We start from the raw sequence: 13606 nt of genomic DNA on the forward strand, positions 1-13606 counted from the left end.
GACCCGCTACCATGAGTCTTACCAAAGAAAAAACGCTCGAATTGCTCTGGCAGCGCATGGCTGAGCGCGGCGACTTTCCGTCGCTGCAACGCTCGGTCACGGGCATCGTGTCTGCCATGCAAAGCGAGAACACCAGCACGGCCGACCTCGCGTCGTCGGTACTCTCCGACTTTGCCCTCACCCAGAAAGTGATCCGGCTGGCCAACTCCGCCATGTACGCGCCGTTCGGCTGCAACGTGACGACGGTCTCGCGCGCCATCATGATCCTTGGCGTCGACACGATCGGTCACCTGGCGCTGAGTTTGAAGCTGCTCGAAGGTTTCGGCGAAGTCGCGGCGCGTCGCGACGACATGGCTCGCGAGCTTGCCCGGGCGACGCTCGCCGGGGCATTCGCACGCGACATTACGTCCAAGAACGGCATTCGCGACGGTGAAGAGGCCGTCGTGTGCACGCTGCTGCATCATGTGGCGCGCCTGCTGGTGACCTATTGCTTCCCCAACGAATGGGCGCAGATTCAGGACATCGCCGCCGGGCAAGGCATCAGCGACAGCGACGCTTGCGAGCAGGTCCTGGGCATTTCGTTCCCCGAGCTTGCCGAAGCGGCGGCCCGCAAGTGGGGACTACCGGAGTCGATCGCGACAAGCATGCGCCCGATCGATCTGGAAGGCGATGCACCGCTCTCGCACGCCGACTGGCTGTGCGCCGTGGCGAACATGTCCAACGAGATGGTGACGGAACTCACGCGCGGCGCCGATGCCACGCGTCTGGCCGAGCTGGCCGAGCGCTATGCCGATCGTCTCGCGCTGGACATCGGCGAAGTCGTTTCCGTCGGCGAAGAGATGGTTCGCGACACGAGCCATCAGGAATTCATCGCGATCAGCACCGGCGCGTCGAACACGCGTCAACCGCCCGCGGGCAAGCCGCTGGATTCGGCGCGGCGTCTGGCCGACGGGTTGTCCGAAGTGCGCGCCGCGACCGGGGAGACCGACGCCGTCGGGCTGCTCAATCTGACGCTCGAAGCGATTCTGCAATCGCTGGGCTTCGTCAACTGCGCCGCGTTCGTGCGAGCACCGGCGGGCAAGTGTTTCGAGATGCGCTTCGGGATCGGGCGCGACGTGCAGCCCCTGCTGGGCCTCACCTTCCCGGAAGCCTTCGAGCCGGATGTCTTCCATCTTGCGCTGACCAACGGTCGTGCGATCCTGATCGACAACGCCCGCGAGCCGCGCATCGTGCCGCGTATCCCGCTGTGGCACCGCCAGCATTTCTCGAATGTGAAGTCGTTCTTCCTGCTGCCGGTTCGCCAGCGCAACCAGACCGTGGCTTTGCTCTACGGTGACTGGGGCGGTGCGTTGTGTGCGGGCGGTATCGGGGCAAAGGAAATGGAGTTCCTGCATTACATGGGGGATGAGATCTCCAGCAAGCTCGAGAGCGTGGCGCAGCAAAATGCCGCCACGGGCAAGATCACCGATTCGCTGGCCCGCAGGCCATCGGGTACGACCGGCGGGCGCTGAGACGACCGCCCCACGATGGCCGGCCTTTTCGATTTGCCCGATTTGGCCGGTTTGCCCGATTTGGCCGGTTTGCCCGATTTGCCCGATTTGCCCGATTTGCCCGATTTGCCCGATTTGCCCGATTTGCCCGATTTGCCCGATTTGCCCGATTTGCCCGATTTGCCCGATTTGCCCGATTTGCCCGATTTGCCCGATTTGCCCGATTTGCCCGATTTGGCCGGTTTGCCCGGTTTGCCCGGTTTGCCCGGTTTGCCCGGTTTGCCCGGTTTGCCCGGCGCCCGTCCGACCTTTGTCGACGGGCGTTTTCGTTAGGCCGGGGGGGTTCGGGTTGCGTTGGCAAGTTGCGTTTGCCGGTTGCGTTTGCCTTGTCGAACGCTCCAGTGTCGGCACAATTCATATGCCAAATGCAATCTTTGGTATTTGAAATCCGGTATGTTCCACCCGCTGGCGTTCGGCAGCGTGCATGGCGCCCAGGGCCGCGTTGGATATTTCGTCCGTCTCCAGGCATCCGCCGTCCTCGCGAATTCCGCCCGGCCCTGCCTCGCCCGCCACGCGGCATAAGGCTTTCACGCCGTGTGCCGCCATCCGTGCGCTCGGGCGTACCATGTCGGCAGACCGCAGTTTTTCTCCATGACTGTGCGTTGATGGCGGGCGAGTACACCATGCTCGGTGCGCGCATGCGTTTTTTGACGCGACTCGCTGTCTCCCGGTAAAGAATTTACGCTCGGTTTCACCTTGTGAATCACCCCTGTAAATCAAATCGTACCGACGGACCAGGAGAAGACATGACGCAATCTGCTGCTGTACCGGTGCATCCGGTCGACGAGCGCCTGCCGCTGCCGAAGTTGTTCATGCTGGGATTGCAGCACGTGCTCGTGATGTACGCAGGAGCGGTCGCCGTACCGCTGATCATTGGCGGCGCCCTCAAGATGTCGGTCGACCAGATTGCGTTTCTGATCAACGCGGACCTTTTTGCCTGCGGCATTGCGACGCTGATTCAGACGCTTGGTCTCTGGATCTTCGGCCTTCGCCTGCCGATCATGATGGGCGTCACGTTTACCGCTGTCACGCCGATGATCGCCATCGGCACGAATCCCGACCTCGGGTTGCTCGACATTTACGGCGCCACGATTGCGGCCGGCATCATCGGTATTCTGATCGCACCGTTCATCGGCAAACTGTTGCGGTTGTTTCCGCCGGTCGTGACGGGCACCGTCATTACGGTGATCGGCATCTCGCTCATGGGGGTGGGGATCAATTGGGCGGCGGGCGGTTTCGGCAACCCCGATTACGGCAACCCACTGTACCTGGGCGTCTCGTTTGCGGTGCTGCTGTGCATTCTGTTCATCACGAAATATGTGCGCGGTTTCTTCGCCAACATCGCGGTGCTGCTCGGCATTCTGTTCGGAACGCTCGTGGCGATCGCGTTGGGCAAGGTGTCGTTTGCAGGGGTATCGGAGGCCCCGTGGTTCGGCTTCGTCATGCCGTTCCATTTCGGTGTGCCGCGCTTCGATCCAATCGCCATCGCAACGATGACACTGGTCATGCTCGTGACGTTCATCGAGTCGACGGGCATGTTCCTCGCGGTGGGCGACATCGTGGGACGGCCGGTCGATCAGAAGACGCTGGTGCGAGGCTTGCGTGTCGATGGACTGGGCACGCTGATCGGCGGCATTTTCAACACCTTTCCGTACACGTCGTTCTCGCAAAACGTGGGACTGGTTGGCGTGACGGGTGTGAAAAGCCGTTGGGTGTGCGCGATGGGCGGCGCGATTCTGATTGTGCTCGGCCTGTTTCCGAAGGTCGCGCACATCGTGGCGTCAGTGCCGCAGTTCGTGCTTGGCGGCGCGGGCATTGTGATGTTCGGCATGGTGACGGCCACCGGCATCAAGATTCTGTCGAGCGTCGACCTCTCGAAGAACCGCTACAACCTGTACATCATCGCGATCAGTATCGGCGTGGGGATGATTCCGGTGGCGTCGGACAAATTCTTCATGAAACTGCCGCATGCGCTCGCCCCGTTCTTCCACAGCGGCATTCTGCTCGCATCGATCAGTGCTGTTCTGCTCAATGCGCATTTCAACGGCTTGCGCAGCGAAGAGGAGGCAAGTGCGCTGGCGCAGGAAGCGGCCAGGCAAGCGGACGCTGCGCATTGAGGCACATGGCGGCAAGTCGCGAAGTCGCAAATCAGCATGGTTCCGGGCGGTGTGGAACGCCCTGCCGGTCGACGCGATGTGGGGGCGCTGACCGGCAGGACGCCGTGATCGGACTATGGCGAGCCAATTCCGCATATCCCTCAATACCCCCCGATATCCCCCGATATTCCGCAACATCCCATCAGTGAAAGTTCCGACTTGAGATCGTCAGTTCGCCGAGCATCGGCGAGAGATCGATCAGCCGATGTGCGACCAGATGGGTGACTCGCTCCTCGCGCTGCCACACGCCCTCCACGCCCAATAACGACGACGCGAGCAACTCCCTGCGCTGCGCCTCGACCAGATCCGGCCAGACAATCACATTGATGATGCCCGTCTCGTCTTCCAGGGACACAAAAACCGTGCCGTTGGCCGTGCCAGGCCGCTGACGTCCCGTCACAATGCCGGCCGTGCGTACCCGTCGCCCATGCACGCCCTCGGATTGCAAGTCCTTCGCCGTGCGCACGCGCAGCTTCGCCAGTTTCTCTCGCAATAACAGCAGCGGATGGCGACGCAGCGTCAGTCCCGTACTCGCATAATCGGCCACGATGTCCTGCCCTTCGGGCATCGGCGGTAGCGCGACCTGTTCGTCCGCACTGCCCGGCGCGGCGTCGCGCAAAACCGTTGCGCCGAGCAGCGGTGTCGGCGGCTGCCATGCTGCTACCGTCCAGCGCGCCTGACGTCGTCCGCCCAGCAGCGCCGATAGCGCATCCGCCGCGGCCAGTGCATCGAGATCCCGGCGCGATAACGCGGCCCGTGCCGTCAGATCGTCGATATCGGTGAAGGGCCGCTGTCTGCGCGCCGCCTCGATCGCCTTCGCCCCCTCCTCCGACAGTCCCTTGACCAGCGACAGGCCCAGTCGCACTGCCGGTCGACGCGCGTTCCCGTACCGGCCGATCCGCGCCTCGGGACGCGATTCGACATCGCTCACGCATACATCCACCGCACGCACTTCGACACGGTGCCGCCGCGCGTCCTGCACCAGTTGCGACGCCGAATAGAACCCCATGGGCAAACTGTTGAGCAATCCGCACAGGAACATCTCCGGCGCATGACACTTGAGCCATGCACTGGCGTACGCAAGCAACGCAAAACTCGCCGCATGACTCTCGGGAAATCCGTACTCGCCGAACCCCTCGATCTGGCGACAGATCGCCTCGGCGAATTCGCGCGGATAACCGTTCTTCAGCATCCCGCTGACGATGCGGTTCTGAAATTTCTCCAGCCCGCCTTTGCGTTTCCATGCCGCCATCGAACGGCGTAATTCGTCTGCCTCCCCCGCCGTGAAGTCGGCAGCGATCATCGCGATCTGCATCACCTGCTCCTGAAAGATTGGCACGCCGAGTGTGCGCTCCAGCGCCGGTTTGATCGCGTCGCAAGGATAGTCGACCAGTTTCCGATCCTTTCGCCGCTTCAGATACGGATGCACCATGCCGCCCTGAATCGGCCCCGGACGCACAATCGCGACCTGTACCACCAGGTCGTAGAACACCTTGGGTTGCAAACGCGGCAACATGCTCATCTGTGCCCGCGACTCGATCTGGAAGACGCCCACGGTGTCGGCCCGTCGAATCATGCCGAACGTAGCCGGATCGTCACGCGGAATGTCGGCCAGTTCAAGCGGCGCCCCCCGCCACTCGCCAAGCAGATCGAGCGTGCGACGCAACGCACTCAGCATGCCGAGGGCAAGCACATCGACCTTGAGCAGTTCGAGCGTCTCGATATCGTCCTTGTCCCACTGAATGACGTAGCGCCCTTCCATCGCCGCCGGGGCAATCGGCACGAGACGCGACAGTCTGTTGCGCGAGATCACGAAACCGCCCACGTGCTGCGACAGATGCCGGGGAAAACCGATCAACCGCGCCACCAGATCGGCCCACAGGCGTGTCGTCGGTGCATCGGGCGACAGGCCTTGCGCGGCCATGCGCGCGAGCAGATTCTCCTTGCCGTCCCACCATTGCTGACTCTGCGCGACCTGCTCGACGATGGACAGGTCGATGCCCAACGCGCGTCCCGTGTCGCGCACCGCGCTGCGCATGCGATAGCTGATGACCGTCGCCGCCAGCGCCGCCCGGTCGTTGCCATACTTCCTGTAGATGTACTGGATGACGATTTCGCGCTTCTGATGCTCGAAGTCGACGTCGATATCCGGCGGCTCCTTGCGTTCCTTCGACAGAAACCGGCCGAACAGCACTTGCGCTTCGTCGGGATTCACCGCCGTAATCCCGAGGCAATAGCACACGGCTGAATTCGCCGCCGAGCCACGCCCCTGACACAGTATTCCCTGACTACGGGCGAAGCTCACGATGTCGTAGACGGTCAGAAAGTACGGCTCGTACTCAAGCTCTCGAATGAGGTTCAGTTCCGTTTCCAGAAGATTCCTTACCTTCTCCGGCACGCCGTTCGGGTAGCGGCGCTTCGCTCCCGCCTGGACTTCCCGATGCAGATACGATTCCGGTGTGTACCCGGCAGGCACCAGTTCCTCCGGATACTCATAACGCAGCGTGCGCAAGTCGAAATGGCATCGCGATGCCATCTCTATCGTCGCGGCCAGCGCATCTTGCGGAAAAAGCCATGAAAGCCGCAGTCGGGGACGCAAATGCTGCTCGGCATTGGCCGTGAGCGACAACCCGCATGCCTGCACAGGCTTGCCCAAGCCGATTGCCGTGAGCGTGTCCAGCAACGGTTTGCGCGAGCGCACATGCATGAGCACATGCCCGGTGGCGACAAGCGGCACACCACACTCGGCCGAGATCGCGCGCAAACGCGCCAGATGCGCTTCGTCGTCGGCCCGGTAGCGACGCTCCAGGGCCAGCCATAGGCGCGCCTCTCCGAACGTTTGCGCCGCCCAGCGCGTCTGGGCCAGCGTGCGCTCATGACTCGCATCGGGATCGGGCACGAGAATGATCAGGCATCCCCGCAGACCGCGCAGATGCGCGTGCTCCCCGGTCGGTGCGCTGAAATCCCTCGCGTGCAGACGGTAGCTGCGGTTCGGCCCTCGCATGCGTCCGAGCGTAATCATCTCGGACAGGTTGCCGTAACCGTCCCGGTGCTGTGCAAGCGCCACCAGATGTAGGGTGCCGAGGGCATCGAGGACATCGGAATCGTGGCCATCCGGCGCGTTTGCATCGATACCGGACAGTGGGGGCCGGGAGGGTCGATGGGGCTGATGGGGCTGAAATTGCTGAGCTGATGAGCGATTCGACGATCGTCCCTCCGACGCTATCGGTGTTTGTAACGATGCGTCTTCGGGCGTCAGACGAAACTCGCTGCCCACGATCAACGACATGTGCTTGTGCTCGGCCTTCTCCACTTCAGCCAGCGCCCGAACGACACCTGCGAGCGAGCACTCATCGGTAATGGCTAACGCGGTGTAACCGAGATGCACCGCGCGCGCGACCAACTCCTCCGGGTGCGACGCCCCGCGCTGAAACGAGAAATTCGACAGGCAATGCAACTCGGCATACGCAGGCAAGCCGCCGTCGTCCTCCCCGCGCAATCGGGAAGGATCGGCATCGGGGGTATCGATACCGTCGTCGTTGGCCGCCAGCCCTTTGGCCACCGCCCCTTGCCATGAGAAGTCATCGTCAAAATTCATAAGACAGCCGCCCCGTCGATCTCAGCCAAACAGGCCGTGCAAATACCACGCAGCATCGGCCCCCTTCACCGGACGCTCCCGAAATACCCACAACAACGCGCCCGACGTATCGGCGGCGATGAAGTAGTCGCGCGTTACCGTGCCCGGCTCCCACCATCCCGCCTCGATACGCTCGGGACCGCTCACCAGTCGCAACGGTCCTTGCCGCCACGGACGCTCCTGCTGCACGCTCAAGCGCTGTGGCGCATCGAGCAGCCATACCGGACGAGGCGGCGATATGCGCCTGGTCTGCGGCAGATGACGGTTCGCACCGGATGCCGCCCCTTGCCCCGCCGACGCAATACTCGCAATCCTTGCCTCCACCTGCCCACCGGCATTCGTCGCCCCATACGGCACGCTCACGAACGCCGCCTCGGGACGGTGATCGCCGCGCACCTGCAACCGTCGCACGTGCTCATCTCCCAGACGCGCCACCACGCGCTCCATCAATTGCACGAAATCCTGCCGCTCGCGCCCCGGCTCCGGCAGCAACGCGCCGCTTTGCGCAACGTGGGGTGCCGTTTGCGTAATGTCGAGCCGCAGAGTCAGCACCGGTGCGATCAGCGCAGCGCGTGCGAGCCGTTCTTTGCACAACGACAACAGGTGCGCGGGCGCAGCACTCGCTTCGGCCAGCCGAATGTCGAAGCGCGTCGGCGCCAGTGTTTCTCTGCCGAGCGGTTCGTGTTCGAGTATCAGCGTCAATGCGCGTGCGGCCAGTTGCCCGGCGGCGAGCCATCCCGTCAACTGCGCCAACAGACGACGCAAACCGAAGAGCAGCACTTCGACGTCGTGAGTGAGCGAGGGCAATGGCAGTACCGCTTCGAAATGAGGCGGCGCGCGATACCAAGTGGGGGCCTCCGGCGTCTCGCCATACGCCCGGGAAAGCGCGGCCGGCAGGTCTGCGCCACAGCGGCGTCTCACGCCGGCCGATGGCAGCGCCCGCAATTCGCCCAGCGTTGCGCAGCCGATGTGCTCCAGCCAGTCGAGCCATGGCTGCGCCTCGGGCAATAACGCAACCGATAGCGGGTCGAGCTGCTCGGGTAGCGCCGCCAGCGGTGGTGGCCGCCAGGATTCGGAATGCCATGCCGAGGCGCCAGCCTCGCTGTACGGTGCACAAAGGTCGACGTGCAGCAGGTCGGCGTGCATCGGCACCGCCTCTGCGGCGCGCGCCAGCAACGACGCCGCGCTGGCCGTCGCCGCAATCCCCACCGAAGCCCGATGCCCCAATGCCTGCGCGCTCTCGAGCACTTGCGCCGCCAGCGAAGCCAGCCCGCCGAACAATCGCAAACTCGGTGCGACGTCGATCACTACGCACTGTGGGGCGACAATCGCCACGTCGGGGCCAAAACGCAACAATGCCAACGCCAGCGCTTCGAGAGCGAGTGTCTCGGCGGCTTCATCGCGGTCGTGAAACCGGGCCTGCGACAACAGCGCCAGCACACCGCCACGACGCATGCCTGGCCGCACCCCGGCTGCCTGTGCCACCTCGCCCGCCTGCCAGACACGCGACTGCGCCAGCACCACCGTCGTATCGGGGGACGCCTCGGCCTGCCCGTCCGCCCATAGGCGCGCAGAGGCGATCTCAAGTGCCAGATATGGCAGATGCAGAGCGATCCAGCAGGCCATGCGAGACTCCGGCAACAGATACGAAAGACACCACGGACGTGACGGACGTGGCGGACGTGGCGGACGAAGGAGCAGGATTCGGCTGGGCGTGCAACGGCGACGCGTCGTCGCGGGTGTCGGCCGCCGGTTGCGGGGCGCGCGTATAAGGTGCAGGCAACGTCAGCCAGAGCGGATCGAGACGCGGCGGCCCGCGGCGCTTGTGAAACTGCACGCCGAGCCGGCTGCCCTCACCGACCGTCAGCGCCAACCTCAGCGGTGCGGCCGAAGCGCTCGAAACCGCCGCCGGGGGACGCATTACCCACGTCAGCGTCTCACTCCCGCCAGCCGCCACCTGAAGACGCCGAATCTGCTCCGGCGTAGCCGTTGGCAGCCATGTCAGCACCGCGCCGCAGCAAGCACTCTTGAGCGCCTGCTCGGCACACCAGAGCATGTCTCGGTCTTCGGCCCGGACGTCCTTCCCGCTTCCGCCTGTGCTCCCCCCCCCTCTCCCCGCTCGTCCCTCGATGCCTCGCGCCAGCCATTCCCGTGAGCTTTTGGATGCCCCGGATACCGGGCGCATCACCACGCTGAGCCAACGCAGATCGATGCCCCACCCTGCCAGCGCCGGGGCATACGGCAACATCGGCGGCGCAATCACCATCACCGGTTTGCCCGCCTGCGTCAGCTCACGCAGCACCGGCACCAACAGACGCCACTCCCCGATTCCCGGACGATCGCTCAACAACTCTGTCACCGCACCATGCGGCCACCCGGCACCGGGCAGTTCGGCATCCAGCGCCGCAAAACCGGTGGCGTGGCCCGCCCGATGGCAGTGCGCCAGTTCACTGGCGCGCCATAACCCGGCAGGCAGAGAGGAAAGCGGCAGAGCCATCTGGAGAATCAAGCGCTCAGAATACTGTATGAATGTACAGTATAGCAGTTCGTCGGCCCAGGACAGCATCTCAATGGCCCGGCGATGACGACGATCTCGCTTGCGGGCGAACGTTCGCCCGGCTAACGTGAGCGACATTGCACGAACCCCATCTCTCATGCCGCTCCCGACTACCGCCACCGCCCCCTTCTGCCCCTCCGAGGTCAAGGGCAGCATCGTTATCGACGCGCGCGAATCGCGCTGGACCAAACTCAAACGCTTCGCCGGCCCGGGATTGCTCGTCGCCATCGGCTATATGGATCCGGGGAACTGGGCGACGGATATTCAGGCCGGCTCGCAATTCGGCTACTCGTTGCTCTGGGTGGTGGCCCTATCGAGCCTCGCGGCCATCTTTCTGCAAATGCTCGCGGCACGCCTGGGGCTGGTCGCCGGACGCGATCTCGCACAGGCCAGCTACGAACGCTACGGCCGCACGGGCCGTCTCGTGCAATGGATCACCGCCGAAATTTCCATCATCGCTTGCGATATCGCCGAGGTGCTAGGCTGCGCACTGGCCTTCAAGCTGCTGCTGGGAGTGCCCGTGACCTGGGGCATCGTGCTTACCGCGCTCGACACCATGATCGTGCTTGGGCTGCAAGGCAAAGGCTTTCGTCAGATCGAAGCCATCGTTTTCGGATTAATCGGAACGATGGCGTTCTGCTTCGTGGCGCAAGTTGCGATGGTGCCCCCCGACTGGCATGCCGTGGCCGCGGGTCTCGTACCGGGCGCACCCAGCCACGACCGGCGCGACGCCATCGTGCTGGCGCTGGGCATCGTCGGTGCGACGATCATGCCGCACAACCTGTACCTGCATTCGTCCGTCGTGCAAACCCGGCGAGTGATCGGCGGCAAGCGGGGCGATGTCCCCGACACGCTTGCATTGGTGCGTATCGACACGTGGGGTTCGCTGTTGATCGCCATGTGCGTGAATGCGGCCATTCTGATTCTTGCCGGCTCGGTCTTTCATGCCAGCGGCCAGACCAACGTCACCGATATCGAGCAGGCGTATCAGTTGATAACGCCGATTGCGGGCGGCGCCGCTGCATTCATGTTCGGCCTCGCACTGCTCGCTTCCGGGCAAAGCTCGACACTCACCGGTACCATCGCCGGGCAAGTCATCATGGACGGTTTCCTGCACATGAAGATTCCGTGCTATCAGCGGCGTCTGATCACACGCGGACTTGCGCTCGTCCCCGCGCTGATCGGGGTGCTGTGGCTCGGCGACGGCGCCGTGGGCAAGTTGCTCGTGTGGAGCCAGGTCCTGCTCAGCCTGCAACTGCCGTTCGCGATGTGGCCGCTCATTCGCTCGGTGAGCGACTCGCGTGTGATGAAAGGCCATGCGATCGGGGGGCCGGCGCAGGTGTTCGCCTGGTGCCTCTTCGTCGTGATCACCGGCACCAATCTGCTATTGATTTTCGGATTGAATTGAGCGGCGCAACGCGATGGCGGCGCGACATCGTCGTGCGCCGCCATCGCGTTGCGCCGTGCAAACCGCCTGACAACCCGAGATCGCTCAGCCCGGGGGATCGTCCAACACAGCGATAACGCGTGCTACCATCAGCACCCCTTACCAAGTCATACAAACAAAAGTCGTCACAAGAAAGTAAGGGCATCAGAGGTCCGCGAAGCCGATGCCAACGCGCATCGTCCAGTGGGCACCAACACACTCAGGGGTATCACCGTGCAGAAAAAGAAGTTCAGCTTTGCATTGCTCAGCGCTGCCATGGTCTCTGCGGCCGTGCTCGGCGGCTGCGCCACCGAAAGCTCGCGTTCCGTGGAAGTCGCCAAAGTCGAAAGCGCCAGCCGCCCGTATGTTGGCGCGCGTACGCCGATTGCTGTGGGCAAATTCGATAACCGTTCTGCGTACATGCGTGGCGTTTTTTCCGATAACGTCGATCGCCTCGGCAGTCAGGCCAAGACGATTCTTATCACCCATCTGCAACAAACCCATCGCTTCAACGTGCTCGACCGCGACAACATGGCCGAGACTCGTCAGGAAGCCGACATCAAGAAGACGCAGCAGACGCTCAAGGGTGCCGACTACGTCATCACTGGCGACGTCGTCGAGTTCGGCCGCAAGGAAGTGGGCGACAAGCAGCTCTTCGGCATTCTCGGGCGAGGCCGCGAGCAAATCGCTTACGCGAAGGTCAACCTGAACGTGGTGGACATCGCCACGTCGGAAGTCGTCTACTCGAGCGGCGGTGCAGGCGAGTTCGCCCTGTCCAACCGCGAGGTCATCGGCTTCGGCGGCACGGCGGGCTACGACTCGACGCTCAACGGCAAGGTGCTCGACCTCGCCATGCGCGAGGCCGTCAACAACCTCGTCGCCGGGATCGAAAGCGGCGCCTGGAAGCCCGGCAAGTAAGCCAACCATCCCATTTTTGCAGCATGCCGTAGCGCGTGAGCCGACACGCGCCCGAACTTGCGCGTCAGACGCAGGCGCGGGTGCGACGTGGTGACACGTGCGGCGGCATGCCTGTCAGGATCTCTCTCATCATGAATCGCACACGCTCATTCGGCCGTTCGGCCGTGGCGGTCATCGCCGGCGGCGTCATCGTCGCCCTGTCGGGTTGCGCCACGCCACCCAAGCCGCTTTACGACTGGGAAAGCTACCAGCCGCAAGTCTACGAGTACTTCAAGGGCGAATCGAAAGAAGCCCAGATCATTGCGCTCGAACGCGACCTGCAAAAAATCAAGGCGTCCAATAACGCCGCGCCTCCCGGCTACCACGCTCACCTCGGTTTGCTTTACGCCTCGGTCGGCAAGTCCGACAAGATGGTCGAGCAGTTCCAGATCGAAAAGCAGTTATTCCCCGAGTCCGGCAATTACATCGACTTCCTGCTCAAGAACAAGACCACGGAGGCCAAGCAATGATCGCCCGACTCTTTCAATGGATGACGGTGGCCGCGCTGGCCGCCGTGATGACCGGTTGTGCCGTACATCAGGCCAAGCCGTACGACTACACCGCGTTCAAGGAAAGCAAGCCAAAGTCGATTCTGGTGTTGCCGCCGCTGAACGAATCGCCGGATATCGACGCGACCTATAGTGTGCTGTCGCAGGTTACGGTACCGCTGGGTGAAGCGGGCTACTACGTGATGCCCGTGGCGCTGGTCGATGAGTCGTTCCGTCAGAACGGCCTGACCGTGGCTGGCGACATTCATCAGGTCAGCCCCGCCAAGCTGCGCGAAATTTTCGGAGCGGACGCCGCGCTGTACATCAAGATCACGCAATACGGCACGAAGTACATGGTGCTCGACAGCGCCACGGTGGTGACCGTCTCTGCGGAATTGATCGATCTGCGCAACGGCGCGAAGCTGTGGAGCGGCGCTTCCAGCGCGTCGAGCAACGAAGGCAACAACAGCGGTGGCGGCGGGCTGATCGGCATGTTGATCACGGCGGCCGTCAAGCAAATCGTCAACAGCGTGTCGAACGCCGGTTACACCGTTGCCGGCACCGCCAACGCCCGTCTGCTCTCGGCAGGACGCCCGAACGGCATGCTCTACGGTCCGCGCTCGCCGAAGTACGGTACGGACTGAGTTGCCGCTTCCGTGGAGAAATCTGCGTAGCGTAGCGTACCGGGTACCGGGCACCGGGATCGAAACGGTCCCGTGCCGGATTCGACGCCGCGTTCGCAATGTATGCGTACTCGCGGCCGGTACGAATCCGGCGAGCCTTGAGCGTGAGTTCCGGCACTCACGCGGAGTGACCTGTGGATATGGCCCGAGCG

At 63.4% G+C, this 13606-nt stretch carries 10 protein-coding genes; 7 read left to right on the forward strand and 3 right to left on the reverse strand.

The window, feature by feature from the left end; genetic code table 11:
* Positions 1-11 precede the first annotated feature (11 nt).
* The 3 genes from AB870_RS15335 (at position 12) to AB870_RS15350 (ending at position 3667) form a co-directional block, all read left to right on the forward strand.
* Complete coding sequence (locus AB870_RS15335; RefSeq protein ID WP_053059399.1) at positions 12-1511, forward strand: HDOD domain-containing protein; 1500 nt, start codon at positions 12-14, stop codon at positions 1509-1511.
* A gap of 15 nt (positions 1512-1526) precedes the next feature.
* The gene (locus tag AB870_RS26955) at positions 1527-1823 is read left to right on the forward strand and encodes a hypothetical protein (protein WP_053059400.1); all 297 of its coding nucleotides are present in this window, start codon (positions 1527-1529) and stop codon (positions 1821-1823) included.
* Positions 1824-2296: 473 nt separating this feature from the next.
* A complete protein-coding gene (locus AB870_RS15350) occupies positions 2297-3667 on the forward strand; it encodes a nucleobase:cation symporter-2 family protein (protein WP_047905386.1) in 1371 nt (456 codons plus the stop codon).
* 181 nt (positions 3668-3848) lie between these two features.
* Here the strand turns inward: AB870_RS15350 and AB870_RS15355 are convergent, their stop codons facing one another.
* From AB870_RS15355 to AB870_RS15365, 3 genes are read right to left on the reverse strand one after another with little or no spacing between them, the layout of a single operon-like run.
* Positions 3849-7304, reverse strand: coding sequence for an error-prone DNA polymerase (locus AB870_RS15355; protein ID WP_084663735.1), 3456 nt, complete (start codon positions 7302-7304; stop codon positions 3849-3851).
* A 21-nt stretch (positions 7305-7325) separates the two neighbouring features.
* The gene (locus tag AB870_RS15360; RefSeq protein ID WP_047905387.1) at positions 7326-8969 is read right to left on the reverse strand and encodes a Y-family DNA polymerase; all 1644 of its coding nucleotides are present in this window, start codon (positions 8967-8969) and stop codon (positions 7326-7328) included.
* On the reverse strand, positions 8926-9840 hold the full coding sequence (locus AB870_RS15365; RefSeq protein ID WP_064674846.1) for a hypothetical protein: 915 nt from the start codon (positions 9838-9840) through the stop codon (positions 8926-8928). The genes AB870_RS15360 and AB870_RS15365 overlap by 44 nt, the downstream gene beginning before the upstream one ends.
* Before the next feature lie 157 nt (positions 9841-9997).
* On the opposite strand from AB870_RS15365, the gene AB870_RS15370 reads away from it, so the two are divergent.
* From AB870_RS15370 to AB870_RS15385, 4 genes are all read left to right on the forward strand, one after another.
* Positions 9998-11308 carry an Nramp family divalent metal transporter gene (locus tag AB870_RS15370; RefSeq protein WP_047905388.1) on the forward strand — a complete coding sequence of 437 codons (1311 nt, stop codon included), beginning with the start codon at positions 9998-10000 and terminating at the stop codon, positions 11306-11308.
* A gap of 294 nt (positions 11309-11602) precedes the next feature.
* A complete protein-coding gene (locus AB870_RS15375; protein WP_047908258.1) occupies positions 11603-12244 on the forward strand; it encodes a CsgG/HfaB family protein in 642 nt (213 codons plus the stop codon).
* A 131-nt stretch (positions 12245-12375) separates the two neighbouring features.
* On the forward strand, positions 12376-12753 hold the full coding sequence (locus AB870_RS15380; RefSeq protein WP_047908259.1) for a DUF4810 domain-containing protein: 378 nt from the start codon (positions 12376-12378) through the stop codon (positions 12751-12753).
* Positions 12750-13415, forward strand: coding sequence for a DUF799 domain-containing protein (locus AB870_RS15385; protein ID WP_047905389.1), 666 nt, complete (start codon positions 12750-12752; stop codon positions 13413-13415). Before AB870_RS15380 ends, AB870_RS15385 begins: the two co-directional genes overlap by 4 nt.
* The last annotated feature ends 191 nt before the right edge of the window (positions 13416-13606 follow it).

The sequence above is a fragment of the Pandoraea faecigallinarum genome (assembly GCF_001029105.3).
Taxonomy (GTDB): Bacteria; Pseudomonadota; Gammaproteobacteria; order Burkholderiales; family Burkholderiaceae; genus Pandoraea; species Pandoraea faecigallinarum.

Bases quoted from the DNA above. Each gene is read 5' to 3' on its own strand.
- AB870_RS15335 (WP_053059399.1), top strand. From the start codon at position 12: ATGAGTCTTACCAAAGAAAAAACGCTCGAATTGCTCTGGCAGCGCATG.
- AB870_RS26955 (WP_053059400.1), top strand. From the start codon at position 1,527: ATGGCCGGCCTTTTCGATTTGCCCGATTTGGCCGGTTTGCCCGATTTG.
- AB870_RS15350 (WP_047905386.1), top strand. From the start codon at position 2,297: ATGACGCAATCTGCTGCTGTACCGGTGCATCCGGTCGACGAGCGCCTG.
- AB870_RS15355 (WP_084663735.1), bottom strand. From the start codon at position 7,304: ATGAATTTTGACGATGACTTCTCATGGCAAGGGGCGGTGGCCAAAGGG.
- AB870_RS15360 (WP_047905387.1), bottom strand. From the start codon at position 8,969: ATGGCCTGCTGGATCGCTCTGCATCTGCCATATCTGGCACTTGAGATC.
- AB870_RS15365 (WP_064674846.1), bottom strand. From the start codon at position 9,840: ATGGCTCTGCCGCTTTCCTCTCTGCCTGCCGGGTTATGGCGCGCCAGT.
- AB870_RS15370 (WP_047905388.1), top strand. From the start codon at position 9,998: ATGCCGCTCCCGACTACCGCCACCGCCCCCTTCTGCCCCTCCGAGGTC.
- AB870_RS15375 (WP_047908258.1), top strand. From the start codon at position 11,603: ATGGTCTCTGCGGCCGTGCTCGGCGGCTGCGCCACCGAAAGCTCGCGT.
- AB870_RS15380 (WP_047908259.1), top strand. From the start codon at position 12,376: ATGAATCGCACACGCTCATTCGGCCGTTCGGCCGTGGCGGTCATCGCC.
- AB870_RS15385 (WP_047905389.1), top strand. From the start codon at position 12,750: ATGATCGCCCGACTCTTTCAATGGATGACGGTGGCCGCGCTGGCCGCC.